This window comes from Hoeflea sp. 108 (genome assembly GCF_000372965.1).
Classification (GTDB): domain Bacteria; phylum Pseudomonadota; class Alphaproteobacteria; order Rhizobiales; family Rhizobiaceae; genus Aminobacter.
Window position 1 is genome coordinate 2,988,414 of sequence record NZ_KB890024.1, and the last position, 15,547, is coordinate 3,003,960.

Annotated in this window: 15 protein-coding genes; 4 read left to right on the forward strand and 11 right to left on the reverse strand. The window is 62.6% G+C overall.

Annotated features, from left to right (window positions below; all coding sequences use genetic code 11):
* Positions 1-5: 5 nt before the first annotated feature.
* Entirely contained in the window at positions 6-659 is a 654-nt protein-coding gene (locus B015_RS0114850; protein WP_018428500.1) for a TetR/AcrR family transcriptional regulator, read from the reverse strand.
* Positions 660-904: 245 nt separating this feature from the next.
* On the opposite strand from B015_RS0114850, the gene B015_RS0114855 reads away from it, so the two are divergent.
* Positions 905-1,648, forward strand: a complete 744-nt coding sequence (locus tag B015_RS0114855) for a tetratricopeptide repeat protein (RefSeq protein WP_018428501.1) — start codon at positions 905-907, stop codon at positions 1,646-1,648.
* A gap of 4 nt (positions 1,649-1,652) precedes the next feature.
* On the opposite strand, the gene B015_RS0114860 is transcribed toward B015_RS0114855, so the two are convergent.
* Complete coding sequence (locus B015_RS0114860) at positions 1,653-2,576, reverse strand: LysR family transcriptional regulator (RefSeq protein ID WP_018428502.1); 924 nt, start codon at positions 2,574-2,576, stop codon at positions 1,653-1,655.
* 89 nt (positions 2,577-2,665) lie between these two features.
* On the opposite strand from B015_RS0114860, the gene B015_RS0114865 reads away from it, so the two are divergent.
* Positions 2,666-3,721, forward strand: a complete 1,056-nt coding sequence (locus B015_RS0114865) for an SDR family oxidoreductase (protein WP_018428503.1) — start codon at positions 2,666-2,668, stop codon at positions 3,719-3,721.
* 83 nt (positions 3,722-3,804) lie between these two features.
* On the opposite strand, the gene B015_RS30915 is transcribed toward B015_RS0114865, so the two are convergent.
* From B015_RS30915 to B015_RS0114890, 5 genes are all read right to left on the reverse strand, one after another.
* Positions 3,805-4,446, reverse strand: coding sequence for a hypothetical protein (locus tag B015_RS30915; RefSeq protein ID WP_018428504.1), 642 nt, complete (start codon positions 4,444-4,446; stop codon positions 3,805-3,807).
* Positions 4,447-4,588: 142 nt separating this feature from the next.
* Positions 4,589-5,692 (reverse strand): OmpA family protein, encoded by a 1,104-nt coding sequence (locus tag B015_RS0114875; protein ID WP_157632744.1) that lies wholly within the window; start codon positions 5,690-5,692, stop codon positions 4,589-4,591.
* A gap of 51 nt (positions 5,693-5,743) precedes the next feature.
* The gene (locus B015_RS0114880) at positions 5,744-7,000 is read right to left on the reverse strand and encodes an NAD(P)/FAD-dependent oxidoreductase (RefSeq protein ID WP_018428506.1); all 1,257 of its coding nucleotides are present in this window, start codon (positions 6,998-7,000) and stop codon (positions 5,744-5,746) included.
* A 170-nt stretch (positions 7,001-7,170) separates the two neighbouring features.
* Positions 7,171-9,090, reverse strand: coding sequence for a potassium transporter Kup (locus B015_RS0114885; RefSeq protein WP_018428507.1), 1,920 nt, complete (start codon positions 9,088-9,090; stop codon positions 7,171-7,173).
* A gap of 106 nt (positions 9,091-9,196) precedes the next feature.
* Positions 9,197-9,937 carry a pyridoxine 5'-phosphate synthase gene (locus B015_RS0114890; RefSeq protein WP_018428508.1) on the reverse strand — a complete coding sequence of 247 codons (741 nt, stop codon included), beginning with the start codon at positions 9,935-9,937 and terminating at the stop codon, positions 9,197-9,199.
* 144 nt (positions 9,938-10,081) lie between these two features.
* On the opposite strand from B015_RS0114890, the gene B015_RS30920 reads away from it, so the two are divergent.
* A complete protein-coding gene (locus B015_RS30920) occupies positions 10,082-10,486 on the forward strand; it encodes an STAS/SEC14 domain-containing protein (protein ID WP_040456239.1) in 405 nt (134 codons plus the stop codon).
* A 28-nt stretch (positions 10,487-10,514) separates the two neighbouring features.
* Here B015_RS30920 and B015_RS0114900 read toward each other — a convergent pair whose 3' ends face one another.
* Positions 10,515-11,177 carry a hypothetical protein gene (locus tag B015_RS0114900; protein WP_018428510.1) on the reverse strand — a complete coding sequence of 221 codons (663 nt, stop codon included), beginning with the start codon at positions 11,175-11,177 and terminating at the stop codon, positions 10,515-10,517.
* Positions 11,178-11,335: 158 nt separating this feature from the next.
* Here B015_RS0114900 and B015_RS0114905 point away from each other — a divergent pair, with 158 nt between their 5' ends.
* Positions 11,336-12,208: a protein phosphatase 2C domain-containing protein gene (locus tag B015_RS0114905; RefSeq protein ID WP_018428511.1), complete on the forward strand. Its 873-nt coding sequence runs from the start codon at positions 11,336-11,338 to the stop codon at positions 12,206-12,208.
* Between the two features lie 24 nt (positions 12,209-12,232).
* Here the strand turns inward: B015_RS0114905 and B015_RS0114910 are convergent, their stop codons facing one another.
* The 3 genes from B015_RS0114910 to B015_RS0114920 all read right to left on the reverse strand — a co-directional run bounded on the left by B015_RS0114910 (position 12,233) and on the right by B015_RS0114920 (position 15,491).
* A complete protein-coding gene (locus tag B015_RS0114910; RefSeq protein WP_018428512.1) occupies positions 12,233-13,360 on the reverse strand; it encodes an ATP-dependent RecD-like DNA helicase in 1,128 nt (375 codons plus the stop codon).
* Between the two features lie 131 nt (positions 13,361-13,491).
* Positions 13,492-14,664, reverse strand: coding sequence for a YncE family protein (locus B015_RS0114915; protein ID WP_018428513.1), 1,173 nt, complete (start codon positions 14,662-14,664; stop codon positions 13,492-13,494).
* Positions 14,661-15,491, reverse strand: a complete 831-nt coding sequence (locus tag B015_RS0114920; protein ID WP_018428514.1) for a creatininase family protein — start codon at positions 15,489-15,491, stop codon at positions 14,661-14,663. The genes B015_RS0114915 and B015_RS0114920 overlap by 4 nt, the downstream gene beginning before the upstream one ends.
* Between the last annotated feature and the right edge of the window lie 56 nt (positions 15,492-15,547).

Below are 15,547 nucleotides of genomic sequence, written 5' to 3' on the forward strand. Positions count from 1 at the left end.
TGCAGTCAAAGGGCCTTCGGCCCGGTTTTCGCTCCATGAAGAGCCAGGAACTGCTGCGTCGCGCGCACGGCATCGCCGTCCATCTCCGCCTCAGTCAATTTCAGCCGGTCGCCGAGCAGAAGTCTGATCTGCACGTCGCGGGCGACCAGCCCAAAGAATGTCCTAAATGCCGTCTCGGCATCGTCGAATTCGAGTAGCCCTGCCTCGCGGCCGGCTTCCAGCACCGGCTTCAGGCGCCGGCCCAGCGCAAAGCGACCGCGCTCGAGCACGATGGCGCCGAGGTCGCGCTTGTCCGATCCGGCATGCACGACCCCAACCCGGTTCAGCGCAATCGAGGTGTCGCTTGAGATCACCCGCAGCCAGTCGGAGGCAAAACGTTCGAGGCTGGCGGTCAGTGCGGCAAGGTCAAGGCCCTTGCGGTCCACCGGCGTGACGCGAACCTTGGCCGCCTGCCACTGCACGGTGGCGGTCAGCAGGCCGTCACGGTCGCCGAACCATTTGTACAATGTTTCCTTGGAGCAGCTGGCGCGGCGCGCAACCGCCGTCATGGTCAGGCGGTCGCCTTCCTCGACGAGCAGGCGCAGCACGGCGTCGAGCACGTCCTGCTGACGCGCTGTCGGCCCCTCGCCTTCCATCATCTCGGTGGTTGTCTGCAACATCGTTCCCAGCCTGTCGCGCTCCGTCGGCTCGCTCCAAAGGAGCCGTACCGTACGTTACGGTTCGGCTTATGCCGCAATTTTCAAGGCCCCGCAATGGGCAAGTGCGCGGTGTTCAACAAATGTCGCTTGGTCGCACACCATGCATATGCACCCGGCAGGCCGGCCCCGCCCTCACCGCGGGAGATTTGGCTTGCCAGAGTTCCGCCGCTCCAAGAATATGATCTGGCCCGAACTATGCTGGAGTCATGAAAATGAAAGCCTTGCATAGAGCATTTTGGATCGTCTCATTCCTCATCTTGCTGTTCGGAAATCACACGACGTACGCCGCCGATCGTTATGAACAGCTATTCAGAGGAATGCTCACCCTCGCCGTCGAAGGAAATCCGGAGGCCCAATATCATCTGGGAATGATGCACAACAATGGCATCGGCACCGAAGCCAATCCAAGCGAAGCCTTCGAGTGGTTTCGCAAATCAGCCGCCTCGGGCGATCCGCTCGCGGCCTATAAGGTTGGATGCTATTACGACGGGCAATTTCCAGGTGTCGTTCCCGAGAACAATGTTCTCGGCCTGAAATACAAGCTGGTTGCCGCCGAGCAAGGCTATCATCTGGCCCAGACCTCAGTCGCCGAACACTACTACGCCGCGCAACAGTACGACGAGGCGATAAGATGGTGGACGGAAGCTGCAAAACAGGGCGAACCGACCGCAATCCGCCGGCTCAGCACCGTTTATGAGCAAGGTGAAATCGCGCCAAGGGACCTGGCGCTCAGCTATCGCTATCTTTTGATGTTCGCGCAGATGCCTGGCGTAACCTCTGACCAGTCGACAAAAGTCGCGAGGGACACCGTTTTCGCGCAACTCAGCCCCGAACAATTGACCGAGGCCTCGGCCGCCGGCGCTTTCGTCGCGCAACCGACACCCCTAACCCAAGAGGCACAGTCGGGTTTGATGGAGGCGATAAGGCTGTACGCGCTCAATCCGCGCTGACCACCTAAAGCAGTCGAGGAGGTAAACCGAGATCGACCGCCTCGACCAGGAAGTCGAGCAGCGCCCTCACCCGTGCCGGCACCGGGCCGCCGCTACCAAGGAAGACTGCATGGACGTCTTCGAGGTCGCCGGGATTGGCCTGTTCGAGCACGGCAACCAGCCTGCCGGCCGCGAGGTCGTCGCGCACCTGGAACGCCGCCATCCGCGCAAGCCCGAGGCCGGCCAGCGCGAGCGCGCGCAAAGCCTCGCCATCGCTTGCCTGCGCGTTGCCGGTGGGCGCGACCTCGACAACGACGCCGTCCTGCAAAACCGGCCATCCCGGCATGCTGCGCACATAAGACGGGCCAAGCAGATTATGCCCTTTCAATTCTTCAGCACTGCGCGGCATCGCGCGCGTCGCGAAATAGGCCGGCGCGCCGACAATCGTCATGCGGGTTGCGCCGAGTTTGCGTGCGACAAGGCTGGAGCTCTTCATCGGACCGGCCCGGATCGCCACGTCTGCCCGCGCCTCGAGCAGGTCGACAACCGTGTCGGACAAGGCGACGTCGACCGAAATATCGGGATACCGGGCCAGGAACCGTGGCAGCAGCGGCAAAAGGAAATGTGTCCCGAAAGGCACATTGGCGTTGACGCGCAGGCGTCCGCGCGGCGCTTCGCCTGATGCCGCGCATTGCTCCGCCTCCTTGAGATCGGCAAGGATGACGACACTGCGCTCATAAAAGGCGCAGCCTTCGGGTGTCAGTTGCAGACGGCGGGTCGAGCGATTAACCAGTCGTGCTCCGAGGCGGCTCTCCAGCCGCGACACCAGCTTGCTGACGGCCGATGGCGACATCGCCAGCGTCCGCGCCGCGGCCGAAAACCCGCCGCATTCCACCGCCCGGGCAAACACTTCCATCTCGCCGAAGCGGTTGACGTCGACACGCATCATTGTGAACTCACGTCATAAATACTGAGATGAAACGACGTCTAATTCATCCTGATCCTTAAGTCCATATCAGCAGTCCACAGGAGATTTGGATGATGAAAACCAACACCGCACTCATCGTCGGCGCCCATGGCGTCATCGGCAGCAATCTCGCCAGCCATCTGGCAGCACTCGGCAACTGGAACATTGTCGGGCTGTCCCGACGCGGTGGCCCGAGCCAGGGCCAGATCCGCCATGTCGCGGTGGATCTGCTTGATATCAAGGACGCCAGGGAAAAGCTCGGCAGCCTGAGCGACGTCACCCACATCTTCTACGCCGCCTATCAGGACCGGCCAAGCTGGGCGGAACTGGTCGAGCCCAATGTCGCCATGCTGCGCAACGTCGTCGACACGGTCGAGCCGGCAGCCAAGAACTTGCGCCACATCAGCCTGATGCAGGGCTACAAGGTCTATGGCGCACATCTCGGGCCGTTCAAGACGCCGGCACGCGAGACCGACGCCAAGCACATGCCGCCCGAATTCAACATCGACCAGCAGGATCTTCTGGAAGACCGGCAGCAAGGCAAGAGCTGGAGCTGGTCGGCACTGCGCCCCTCTGTTGTCATCGGCCAGGCACTGGGCAACCCGATGAACCTCGCGATCGCCATCGCCGTCTATGCCTCCATGTCCAGGGAACTCGGCCTGCCGCTGCGTTTTCCCGGCAAACCCGGCGCCTATGACAAGATCATCGAGATGACCGATGCCGACCTGTTGGCACGGGCCACCGTCTGGGCGGCAACAGACGAACGCTGCGCCAACCAGGCGTTCAACATCACCAATGGCGACCTGTTTCGCTGGAACGAGATGTGGCCGCAGATCGCCGCAAACTTCGGCATCGACACAGCCCCGCCCTTGCCGATGTCGCTCGACACCATCATGGGCGACAAACAGCCGCTTTGGGACAAGATGAAGGCCCGGCATGGGCTGGTCGACACGCCTTACAGCGACGTGTCGTCCTGGCGCTTCGCCGACTTCGTCTTCGGCTGGGACTACGACTTCTTCGCCGACGGCAGCAAGGCGCGCCGCTTCGGCTTCCACGAATTCGTCGACACTGAGGAGATGTTCATGCGCACCTTCGGCGAGCTGCGCCAGCGCCGGATCATTCCCTGATCGGCGGAGCTTCGGCCACATCAGCGCCGACGCGTTGTGCACACAGGCCTTCTGTGCCCTACCAGCGACCGAGGCCAAGCAGCCTACTGTCCGTAGGGCGCAAGATAATGCGCGGGGATGGCGACCGTGAACAGTGCCCCCGACAGCGCCATGACGATCAGCCCCGCAAACAGCGCGCCCAGCCCGGCAAAGCCGCCGAGCAGGGTTGCGCCCAGCATCGGCCGGCTCGCGCCGACGTTCCAATAGGCCGCGCAGCCGACGTGAACGAACAGCGCGAGCACGCCGAGGAAATAATACGGCGCAAAGAACCAGTGCCAGGGTGCCGCGAAAAATCCCGCGGCCGCGTAGCGAAAGTCGGTGTCGAGGCCAAAGGCGGCGCGTCCGGCGATGACGGCCGTGACATGAACAAGCAGGAACAGCGCGAGATAGCCACCTGACAGGGCCTGCGCCCACGCGGCCACTCCCTTGATCCTGGTCAGGTTGCGCACCAGCATGAACAGCCCGCTGCCGACCTGCCACAGGATGAGGCCGATCAAGGCCACTTCGACATATGGCTGCCGATAGATCTGCCGTGCCTTCGCCATGAAGGCGATGTGCGTCTCCTGCCCGCCCAGACCGACGAGATGGTTGGCCATGTGCAAAAGCACGAAAAACCCGATGAAAAACGCCGACAAGGCGTGAAGACCACGCAGCCCCTGCCGCGCCAGTTGGTCGTCGTCCTTCATCTGGCCCCCTCCTGGATCAGACGCAATTCCCGATGGAAAACCGCTTCACACCTTTCCTGGAGTTGCTCCGATCGCATCCTCGATTGCAATTTCACCTGGGCCCGGGTCCGCTGCCGCACGACGGACCCGGCGACGCCGCAGGTCAGTTCAGCTTGACCAGCGCCACGCGCCGGTTCTTGGCCCGACCCTCGTCATTGTCGTTGGTCGCGACCGGCGCCATCATGCCGGCGCCCGCTGCGGTCAGCCGTCCAGCATCGATGCCATATTGCGACACCAGCACCGACTTCACCGCCGCCGCCCGGCGATTGGACAGGTCGATGTTGTAGTCGAACTTGCCCTGGTTGTCGGTGTGCCCGACAACGGCCACCGCAAGTGCCGGATTGTCGCCCAGAAGCTTGGCGATCTCCTTCAGTGTCGGCTCGGACTCCGGCTTGATGTCGGCCTTGTCGGTGTCGAAGAAGATGCCGTAGAGCGATATGCCGCCGCTGGTCGAAAGCGAATCCGCCATCTTGGCTGCTTCCACCAGCACCATCTTCTTGTCGCGCGCCTTGGGCTCGATCACGTGAACCATGGCCACGGTGCGTCCGTTCAGTTCCTTGCAGTAGAGATCGTCAAGCAGCTGGAAGGTCTGCACAGTGACATAGGCATCGCCGCCGTCGCGCGGTACCCTGGCGCTAAAATAGCGCTGGTCGGCGACCCCTGACGACGCCGCGCAGGCGGCATTCGAGAATGCCTCGACGCCCAGGTCGCTGTCATAGAAGAAGTTCATCATCAGGCTCATGTCGCCGCCGCCGCTCGAGGCCGAGCGCGAGGCATCGCCGCCGCACTCCTCCTTCTTGCACTCGAACGCCACCTCGCCGCCGGCCGCCTGCACCACGTCCTGATAGTTGCGCAGCACTTCGAGTGGCGAACGGCCATCGGGCAGGACATAGAAGATGCGCGTCAGCGTGCCCTCGACCTCTTCCGCCTTCTCCGGCCTGAACACCCGGTTGTTGTTCTTGTCGCGCTTGTCGGGATCGGCATCGGCTTTCAGCGCGGCCATCGGCACCGTGAAGTCAGTGTAGTCGAGCTTCTGGTAGTAGACGATGAACGAACCGTCATAACGCTTGGCAAGCGCGTTGTCGGCGGAGCCCTCGATGTCTGCCGTCGGCACCGTCGCATCGGCCAGCGCGGGCATGCAGCCCGCGGCGACCAGTATCATCGCCGCAAGCAGCTGGCGCATTCCACGCGAAATCGAGCCCGTCATGACACGCCCCTCGGTTGATATGCCGCAGCGTAGCCACAACCGCATGGCGGCTCAAGCCGGGATCTCGACCTCTTTCGTGAGGCCAAGCCAATCGGCTTCCGTGAGCCCGATCGCGGCAAAAGGATCGACCAGTGTGCCGGCAACGATCGAGGCCAGCAGCTGCGGCGCAGGCGGCACCTTGGCCACCGTCGCCACCAGCCTGTCACGCAGGAACGGCAGCAGCACCGCATCCGACTGGTAGAACGGCGTGAACGCAAGCGAGAGTGCCTGGAAAAGTCTGATATGCGCGCGGCGGGACCGCGCATAGGCAGAGAGCGCCACATCGACCTCACCATGCTTACGGAGCGCATGGGCAAGGGCTGCGGCGTCGAGCAAGGCCATGTTCGCGCCCTGCCCCAGCTGAGGGCTGGTCGAATGGGCGGCATCGCCGATGACGGCAAAGCCCCGTGCCGCCGGTTTTGCCAGCGTATGATGGCCGTAGCGCGCCAAAGTCAGCTGGTTGAAATCGTCGATCTGGTCGAGATAGGCAGAACATTCCGGCCACAAAGACGCGACCCGCGTTTTCCAGGCGCCGAGCCCTTCCGTGCGAACCCGCTCGGCCTCGTTTGGTTTCAGGCTCCAGAAGAATGCCGCCATGTCGGGCCCGCCTGGTTCCGCACGACCTATCGGCAACACCCCGATCATGACGCTGGCGCGGCGGTAGCGCTGGATAAGCGCATTCGGGTGAAATCCTTCGCCACGCCAGGCGAGCGAAGCCCAGAATGCACCATATTCGAGCGGCCTGGGCTGATCCGTCAGCCCGGCACTGCCGCGCAGCCTCGAACGTGCGCCGGTTGCGTCGACGACGAGATCGAACGTTCCGACAGCTCGCCCGCTCGCGTCGAGCAGTCGCGGGTTCTCGCCGCTGTCGATCCGCTCCAGTTCGACATCTGTGACGATCTCGATTTTCTCGCGCCGAGCCGCGCGATAGAGCACGCCGAACAGCGCTGCGCGATGCACCGCCACACCAAAACGGCCGCCGCTGCGGGCATCGTAGCGAACGTCCAGCACCGTGCGCCCGCTTTCTGCGTCCGTGCCGTGCAGCCGGTCGATGCGGCTGCCCAATTCCAGGATTTCGCGGAGAAGCCCGAGGTCGCCGAGCACGGTCAGCCCGGTCGGCTGCAGGATCAGCCCGGACCCCAGCGCCTTCGGCTCGGCAAAGCGCTCGAAGACGGTCACCTTGTGACCGTCACGCTTAAGGTAGAGTGCCGCCGCCAGCCCTGCAGGACCGGCGCCGGCGATTGCGATGTGAAGTTTTCTGCCGCTCATGTTTGCGTCCGCCCGTATCAGACAGTCACGGGCGAGCAGATCTTTGGCAATGCTTCACTTTGCCCCGCCGACGCATCGGCCCGAAAATCGGAATCGATTTTCGGGAAGCACGATGCCCAGTTTCCAAGAGTTAGAACGTCCTCTGCGCGCCGGAATGGACGCGCGGCGCTCTAGATCGAGACCTGGGTGCCGACCTCGACCACGCGCCCGGTCGGGATCTGAAAGTATTCGGTCGCATCGGCAGCCGTTCGCGCCAGCCCGATGAACAGCCTGTCCTGCCATCCCGGCATGCCCGAATTGGGCGATGCCTTCAGCGAGCGCCGCGACAGGAAGAACGACGTCGTCATGATGTCGAACTTCCAGCCCTGCTTGCGACAGATGGCCAGCGCCTTGGGGATGTTCGGCTGCTCCATATAGCCGAACTTCAGCTTGACCCGCATGAACAGGTCATTGACCTGCTCCATCTTCACCCGCTCGCTGTCGGGCACGATCGGCTGCTGGGCGGTTACGACAGACAGGATCACGTTCTGCTCGTGCAGCACCTTGTAGTGCTTGAGGCTGTGCATCAGCGCGGTGGGCGCGCTGTCGGGATCGCTGGTCAGGAACACCGCCGTACCCGGAACGAGCTGCGGCTTCTTCTTGCTCAGGTTTTCCGCCAGGAAGTTCAGCGGAATCTCGTTCTTGCGCGTCTTGTCGAACAGATAGCGGCTGCCGCGCACCCAGGTCCACATGACGATGACGATGGCAAAGGCCACCAGCAGCGACGCCCAGCCGCCCTCATGCACCTTGACGATGTTGGACAGGAAGAAGCCGACGTCGATCAGCCCAAAGACGGTGATGACGGCAATGACGGCAAAGAGCGGCCAGCGCCAGATACGCAGCATCACGATCGACAGCAGCAGCGTCGTCACCAGCATGTTGCCGGTCACCGAGATGCCGTAGGCCGCAGCCAACTTGCTCGACTCACCGAAGCCGACGACCAGAAGCATTACCACCAGGGCCAGCAGCAGATTGACGCGCGGCATGTAGATCTGGCCCAGCGTCGTCTCCGACGTGTGCAGGATGGCAAGGCGCGGCAGCATGTTGAGCTGCACCGCCTGGCGGGTCAGCGAATAGGCGCCGCTGATCACCGCCTGGCTGGCGATGACGGTTGCTGCGGTCGCCAGCAGCACCATCGGCACCAGCATCCAGCCCTCGTTCATCTCGAAGAAGGGATGGCCGACAGTGCCGCCATGCGACAGCACATACGCGCCCTGCCCTGCGTAATTGAGCAGCAGGCAGGGGAAAACGATGATGAGCCACGCCAGCACGATCGGACGGCGGCCGAAATGGCCAAGGTCGGCATAAAGCGCTTCCGCGCCCGTCACCGCCAGGAAGATCGCGCCGATGGTGACGAACGACACCTCCGGCTGATCCATCAGAAACTGGACGATGTAGATCGGATTGACGGCAAGCAGGATCTCGGGGTCGTCGGCGATGTGCACGACGCCCGAATAGCCGATGGCGATGAACCAGATCAGCGTCACCGGCCCAAACACGATCGCCACGCCGCCCGTGCCGAAGCGCTGCACCGCAAAGACGACAGCCAGAATCATCAGCGTCAGCGGCACGACATAAGGATCGAAGGCAGGTGTCACGACCTTCAGGCCTTCCACCGCCGAGAGCACCGAAATCGCCGGCGTGATGACCGCATCGCCGTAAAACAGCGACGCGCCGACCATGCCGAGCGCCAGGATTATTCCCGAGTGCTTGGGCAGGCTGCGCCGCGCCAGCGCCATCAGCGACAGCGTACCGCCCTCGCCGCGATTGTGCGCTCGAAGCACGAACATGACGTATTTGATCGTGACGATGATCGTCAGTGCCCAGATGATGAGCGACAGCACGCCAAGGATATCTTCGCGCGAAGCCACCTGCCCGCCCGACGACGAGGCAACCAGCGCTTCGCGAAATGCGTAGATCGGGCTCGTACCGATGTCGCCGAAGACGACACCCAGCGCACCGATGACAAGAATCCTGATATCCTGGGAATGGCCGTCCTTCTGGACCGCCTGCCCGCCTGTTTCCGCTTTGCCAGCGCCGGCATCGGCCATGAACGACTCTCCGTGAAGCCGCGGGGCTCTACGCTTGCTGTATCGCAAAAGCAACAGCCGTTTTGTGACAGCTGACGTTCGATCTATGCGAAAAACGCAAGGCTCGTCACCATCCGCAGGCTTTCAGATACCGCTTGATCGTGTTCGCCATGCCATGCTCCAGCGCATCAGCCGTCAAGCCGTGTCCGATCGACACTTCCGCCAGCCTGGGAACGCGGTGGATGAGTGCGGGCAGATTGTCGACGACGAGGTCATGGCCGGCATTGACGGCAAGCCCGGCGGCCATCGCCGCATCGGCCGTCTTGCCGAGCAGGTCCAATTCCCTGGCTGCCTGCGCCCGGTCGGAATGGCAGGCGCCATAGGGGCCGGTGAATAATTCGATCCGGTCGGCGCCCGTGTCGCGCGCAGCATTCACCCCTGCCGGATCGGCATCGGAAAACAGCGACACCCTGAAGCCGCCCTTCTTCAGCCGGGCGACGACAGGCTTGAGGAATGCGCCCTGGGCAACGAAGTCCCAGCCATGATCGGAGGTGGCCTGCGTCGGATCGTCGGGAACGAGCGTCACCTGTTCCGGCTGGTGCTTCTCGACGAGCTGCAGGAAATCCTCGGTCGGATAGCCCTCTATGTTGAACTCGGCCTTGGGAAACTCATCATCGATCAGGGCCCTGATTTCGGGCAGGTCGGAAAAGCGGACATGCCGCTGGTCGGGACGCGGATGCACCGTCAGCCCATGGGCGCCGGCGGCAAGTGCGATGCGGCCGAGCCCAGTGACGCTCGGCCACGGCAGATCGCGACGGTTGCGCAACATGGCGATGGCGTTGACGTTGACGGACAGCTTGGCAGGCATCGGCAGCTCGCATCGGTTCACTGAATTCAAGCACCTAGCACGCCTTGGATGGGAACAGAGAGCGCTTTTGTGTGTTCCAGTATCAAAGCGCGGCAACGCATCGCCGCCGCCGTGCCAAACCACTGGTATCAAGAGGAAATTCGCATGAGCTCAATGGACGCCCCTCCCGTCTTTCGGCGCATCGACACCGACAAGAGTGACGTCTTCGGTTTCGAGATCGTCGGTCACTTCACCAATGCCGATGTCGAGAACGCGTTTGGCCTGCTCGACGCGGCTTATCAGGGCCACGACAAGATCGACGTCTTGCTGCGCGCATCGGGCTATGACGGCTTCGACTGGTCGACGCTGTTCAACCCTGACACCTTCAAGGGCAAGCTCAAGGCGTTCCAGCATATCCGGCGCTATGCGCTGGTCGGCGGCCCGGCCTGGATGGGGCCCATGGTCGGGCTCATCGCACCGCTGACGTCGATCGAAACGAAACATTTTGCCGCCGCCGACGAAGCCAAGGCCTGGGAATGGCTGGGAGCGAAGCCGGCAGACGACATCTGACAGTCAGAGCGTCCTTTGGAATGCACGTCTAGGAGAACTCGACCCGCTCTTGGTCGCGAGGGCCGATGCCACGATAGCGGCGGGGTTTGAGATAGCGGATGTTCTTGCGGAGCCGGCGCAACTGGTTGGCGAGCCTGATCGACAAGGGCGGCACGATACGAAACCCGGCAAGATGCTTCGTCCACACATCTTGATTGCCGCTCCAGTCCCCACCCACGTCGCCCTCAGGAGAGGCGAGCAGCAGGAACGGTCTCTGTCGATTTGCCTCGGCCAGCAGGTCGGAAATCATCTGCTCCTGGATGGGAGTGACCGGCATGCCCAGCACGACAAGCGCAGACAGATTGCTGCGCAGCGCGTTCTTCGTCACCGCGCACCAGGCATCGTGCTTTTGCCGGGCGACAGGGTAGAGAGCGTCCAGCCCCCCGTCCGACAGGCCTTTGGGAAACTCGTGGTTGTGCGTCGTCCCGAAGCGGCGATTGAAGACGATGCCATTGCGGATGGCGAGATCTTCGCGCTCGAACATGCCGGCGAAATCGCGGCGGAAATACTCGATCACGGTGTCGGTCGGCGTAACCTGCCAATCGAACACGCCTCTTTTCGAAACCTCCCGGCCAAATGCCTGCCTGATCCAAAACTTGGAGCGGCAGTTCTGACCGAGACCGATGACTTGCTGAAACTCGCTGCTGTCCATTGGCGACCGCCGATCGTTGGCTCACGCCAATCTGGCACAAACCACGCCGACTACAACCCTGCATCGCGCACCAGGGAAATTGGGAAGGCCGGGGTAAGTCCAGCCGACCAGGCTGTCGTCACAATCCGGTCACCGGTACCGGCCAGACATCGGTCATCATGCCAAGCATTCGCATCATCGATTCCATCACCGCCCCAGGCTCCGCATCGCGCCCGAATGAAGACAGCGCCGGCGGCAACGCCAATTGCGCCTTCGTCATCGACGGAGCCACCGGGCTCGGCGGCAACAGCATCGTCGGCCTCCACGGTTCTGATGCCGCCTGGCTTGCCCGCTTCGCCAGAAGCACCTTCGAAGAGCTGGTTCGCGACGGCCGCGAGGTTGCCGATGTCGTGCGCGAGCTCAACCAGCGTGCCTTCAATGTGGTGCATGAGGCGGCCCACGCCTTGCCGATCGAGCCATGGAACATGCCGGTCGCGGGGTTCCAGATGCTGCGCGTCGAAGACGATGTCGTGGTCACCCACGGCCTGGGCGACTGCCGTCTTTTCCTGATCGACGCCGACGGACGGGAATTCGACACCAGCGCCATCAAGAGCGCCCATGCTTATGAACGCGACGGTGCACGCAAGGCGATCGCCCAATCCGGCGGCTTTGCAACGCATCAGGCGCTCGCCGACGCGCCCGTCGTGCGCGACGAGCTGCGCCGCCGCCGCGCCGCCTACAACCGACCAGGCGGTTCGGTATGGACGCTGGGAACCGAACCTGATGCCGCCGATCATGTCGTCAGCGAGCAACTGGCCGTAACCCTGCCCGCCCGCGGCCTGCTGTGCTCCGACGGTTTTGCCGCCCTTGTCGACCAGTACGACCGCTACGGCGTCGCTGAATTCGTCCGCACGGCCGGCGATGCCGGTCTCGCCCAGCTCTTGCAGGAACTGCGCCACATCGAGCGGATCGAAGACCCTGACGGCAAGCGTTTCCCACGCTTCAAGGTGTCCGACGACGCCACTGCAGTGTTTTTCGAGATCGTCGCCTGAGGCACCTCAGCCTCACGTCAATCGCTAGCGCACGATGGTCAGCCGCTCTGCCGCACGCGTGATCGCCGTGTAGAGCCAGCGCTGACGCGTGTCCTTGAAAGCCCAGCTTTCATCGAACAGCACGACATTATTCCACTGCGAGCCCTGCGCCTTGTGCACCGTCAGCGCGTAGCCATAGTCGAAATCGTCGTAGCGCTTCTTGGTCCCCCAGGGGATGTCCTCGTCGGGGTTCTCGAATGTCTGCTTCAACAGCTTGATCTTGGCGACGCCGCGATCCGGATCGTCCTCTTCGGGTGCAACCAGAAGATTGATGCCCGGCTTCACCGTCTCACGCGACGACGTCATCACCTTCCACAACGAACCGTTGAGCAGGCCCTTGGCCGGGTCGTTGCGCAGGCACACCAGCTTGTCGCCCGCCTGCGGATAGCCGGCGGTAAAGCCTTTCAGCTCGCGCAGTCGCTGATTGTAGCGTTTGCGCGTTCTGTTGGTGCCGACGAGCACCTGGTCGGCGTCGAGCACCAGATCCTGGGTCACGTCTTCCTTGCCGATCACCTGGGCGGTGCCATAGTCGCCGCGCATGAACTCACGGCCCTCGCGCACGTCGAGCGCCAGCCTCAGGATCGGGTTGTCGCGCGCCTGACGATGGATTTCGGTCAACAGGAAATCCGGCTCGTGCTCGGTGAAGAAACCGCCGCCCGAGATCGGCGGCAACTGCGCCGGATCGCCCAGCACCAGCACCGGCGTTCCGAAGGTCAGGAGATCGCGCCCAAGCTGCTCGTCGACCATCGAACACTCGTCGATGACCACCAGCTTGGCCTTGGCGATGGGGCTCTGCCGATTGAGCGAAAAGGTCGGCGACATCGACGTCTTGCCGGTCGCCTCATCGGCGATCGCCTCTTCCCCCTTGGGCCGGTAGATCAGCGAATGAATCGTACGCGCGTTGGTGGCGCCCTTCGAGCGCAGCACCTGGGCCGCCTTGCCGGTGAAGGCGGCGAATTGCACCTGGCCGTCGACATGCTCGGCGAAATAGCGCGCCAAGGTCGTCTTGCCAGTGCCGGCATAACCGAACAGGCGGAAAACCTGCGGCTTTCCGGATTTGAGCCAGCGCGCCACGGCCTGCAGCGCTTCGTCCTGCTGAGGTGAGAATTCCATAGGTTTGACTGACAGGATTCGGCCGCCAAGGGCAAGGGATTTGGCCATTTGGGCAAATCCGCCTCGGGAAAGTCGCGGCATTCAACGGCCAGCGCAGCATCGCATGGCGACGCACAAAGACCGGTGCAGGCTCAGCGCATGTTACCGGTATGTCCTTGGGAGTATCTGCCGGGCTGTGGCCACACCGTCAGGCCATGGGGTTCGGCGCCGACAGGAACCTTCACAACGGCACCTGTCGTGGTGTCGAACATGTACACCTCGTTGTCGAAGCGGCCGGACAGCCACAGTTGTTTTCCGTCGGCGCTGACATTGCCCATGTCGGGGCTGCCTCCGCCCGGTATGGGCCATTGCGCGACGACCGCACGGGTGGCGAAATCGATGACGGAAACGCTGCCCGGTCCCTTTGGATGGGACTGATCCATGTGGTGGGTACCGCGATTGGAGACGTAAAGCCGTGTCCCGTCGCGGCTGACCGCAAAGCCGTGTGTTCCAACGCCGGTGGCAATGAAGCCGATCTCGGTGAAGCTGTCGCCATCGATCAGGAAGACACCGTCATTCATCATGTCGGCGACATAAAAAACCTTGCCGTCGGGCGAAAGCCTGATGTCCTGCGGCATGCCTTTCTTAGACAAGGTAAGGCTGCCAAGGACCTTCTGGTTTTGCAGATCAACCTTCACCAGGCCACCGCCGCCGAATTCGCAGGTGAATATGGCGTAGCTGTTGTCCGCGGCAAAATCGGCGTGATTGATTCCGTGGCAGGTCGGCGTCGGGATGACCGACTTCAGCGCCATGGTCTGCGGATCGCGCAAGTCCAGCTGTTTCACGGCTTCGTCGACGACGACCGCCGAGCTGCCATCGGGCAGGAAATACATGTTGTAGGGATCGTTCACCGGAATGGCGGTGCCCGGCTTGCCGGTTTTTGGGTCGAGGGGCGTCAGGCTGCCCTTCTTCGTGCGGCTGGCGTTGTTGGCGATCCACAGCGTCTTCAGGTCCCATGACGGGACAATGTGCTGCGGCTGCAGCCCGACCGTGAACCGGTCGACCTCCTTCAGCGTCACCATGTCGATCACCGACACGCTGTTGGACGAATGGTTGGGCACATAGACCCGCGGCAGCGCATCCTTCGTCACCGGGCTCAGATGGTCTGACGTCGTCTGGCTGTAGATGTTGATCGGCGCCGACGATGCCGGCGGCTCGCTGCAGTCTTCGGGGCATGAGCCGGCCAAGACGGTGGTTGCCGACAACATCACCAACACCAGCGATGGTGCGAAGACTCCCGAAAGAAGCTTGAACGCTCCAGTCATTTTGGCTGCTTTGCAATGAAGTTGTTGATTGCCTCGACCGTTCCCGCAACGATCAGCTCGACGCCAAGCTGGCCGAACGCGGCCGACGAGCGCGTCGGGTCGCCATCGTAGACGCCATCGGCCGCACCGAATTTCGCCCCGCCAGCGATACGGTCCTGGCGCACCAGGGACGGATCGATGGCGAGCATCAGCGAGGTGTCGGCCAAACCCGCATGCTTGCCGAGTTCGGACTGTTTGGCACCGGCAGCCAGGAGCTGCTGCACATAGGCGCCTTGGGTGATCCTGTAATATTCGAGAGCCGCAAAAACGCGGACTGGTGTCTTGCGCCATTCGCCGTTCAGACGATCGGCCACCGCGCGTTCATTGTCCTGGTAGCTGCCGTGATCGCCGATCAGGATAATCGTCTTGAAGCCATGGAGCTTGAAACTGCGGGCTGCGGATTCAAGCAGTTGCTCGAAAGTCTTGTCGCTGATCGTGATCGTGCCTGGAAACTTCATATGGGCCGTCGGCGGATCGATGGTCCCTTCCGGCACATAGGAGATGACGGGCGCCACCAATGCGCTGCCCAGTCGCTCGGCGATCTTCTCGGCCAGAAACTTCACCCGCACATTGTGCTTGCCCAGCGCCATGGCGGGGCCGTTCTGCTCGGTGCCACCGATCGGGATGATGATGCTGGTCGTGCCTGCGTCGATGCGATCGCGCAGTTCGGTCCAGGTCTGGTCCTCAAGGAAAACCGACGCCGCAACAGCATGTGACGGAGCCAGAAAAATCGACACCACGCAAAAAGCGGAAAAAGTGGCAAAGAGGATGCAGCGCCGTGCAAACATTGTGCCCCCATGGTCCAGACTAGAATGTACTCACCTGGACATTGCCACTTTGTTAC

Excerpts from the sequence above, each read along its gene's own strand:
- B015_RS0114875 (WP_157632744.1), bottom strand. The coding sequence starts at position 5,692 with ATGACGGGCTCGATTTCGCGTGGAATGCGCCAGCTGCTTGCGGCGATG.
- B015_RS0114860 (WP_018428502.1), bottom strand. The coding sequence starts at position 2,576 with ATGATGCGTGTCGACGTCAACCGCTTCGGCGAGATGGAAGTGTTTGCC.
- B015_RS0114900 (WP_018428510.1), bottom strand. The coding sequence starts at position 11,177 with ATGGACAGCAGCGAGTTTCAGCAAGTCATCGGTCTCGGTCAGAACTGC.
- B015_RS0114890 (WP_018428508.1), bottom strand. The coding sequence starts at position 9,937 with ATGCCTGCCAAGCTGTCCGTCAACGTCAACGCCATCGCCATGTTGCGC.
- B015_RS0114850 (WP_018428500.1), bottom strand. The coding sequence starts at position 659 with ATGTTGCAGACAACCACCGAGATGATGGAAGGCGAGGGGCCGACAGCG.
- B015_RS30915 (WP_018428504.1), bottom strand. The coding sequence starts at position 4,446 with ATGAAGGACGACGACCAACTGGCGCGGCAGGGGCTGCGTGGTCTTCAC.
- B015_RS0114865 (WP_018428503.1), top strand. The coding sequence starts at position 2,666 with ATGATGAAAACCAACACCGCACTCATCGTCGGCGCCCATGGCGTCATC.
- B015_RS30920 (WP_040456239.1), top strand. The coding sequence starts at position 10,082 with ATGAGCTCAATGGACGCCCCTCCCGTCTTTCGGCGCATCGACACCGAC.
- B015_RS0114905 (WP_018428511.1), top strand. The coding sequence starts at position 11,336 with ATGCCAAGCATTCGCATCATCGATTCCATCACCGCCCCAGGCTCCGCA.
- B015_RS0114885 (WP_018428507.1), bottom strand. The coding sequence starts at position 9,090 with ATGGCCGATGCCGGCGCTGGCAAAGCGGAAACAGGCGGGCAGGCGGTC.
- B015_RS0114855 (WP_018428501.1), top strand. The coding sequence starts at position 905 with ATGAAAATGAAAGCCTTGCATAGAGCATTTTGGATCGTCTCATTCCTC.
- B015_RS0114920 (WP_018428514.1), bottom strand. The coding sequence starts at position 15,491 with ATGTTTGCACGGCGCTGCATCCTCTTTGCCACTTTTTCCGCTTTTTGC.
- B015_RS0114880 (WP_018428506.1), bottom strand. The coding sequence starts at position 7,000 with ATGAGCGGCAGAAAACTTCACATCGCAATCGCCGGCGCCGGTCCTGCA.
- B015_RS0114915 (WP_018428513.1), bottom strand. The coding sequence starts at position 14,664 with ATGACTGGAGCGTTCAAGCTTCTTTCGGGAGTCTTCGCACCATCGCTG.
- B015_RS0114910 (WP_018428512.1), bottom strand. The coding sequence starts at position 13,360 with ATGGAATTCTCACCTCAGCAGGACGAAGCGCTGCAGGCCGTGGCGCGC.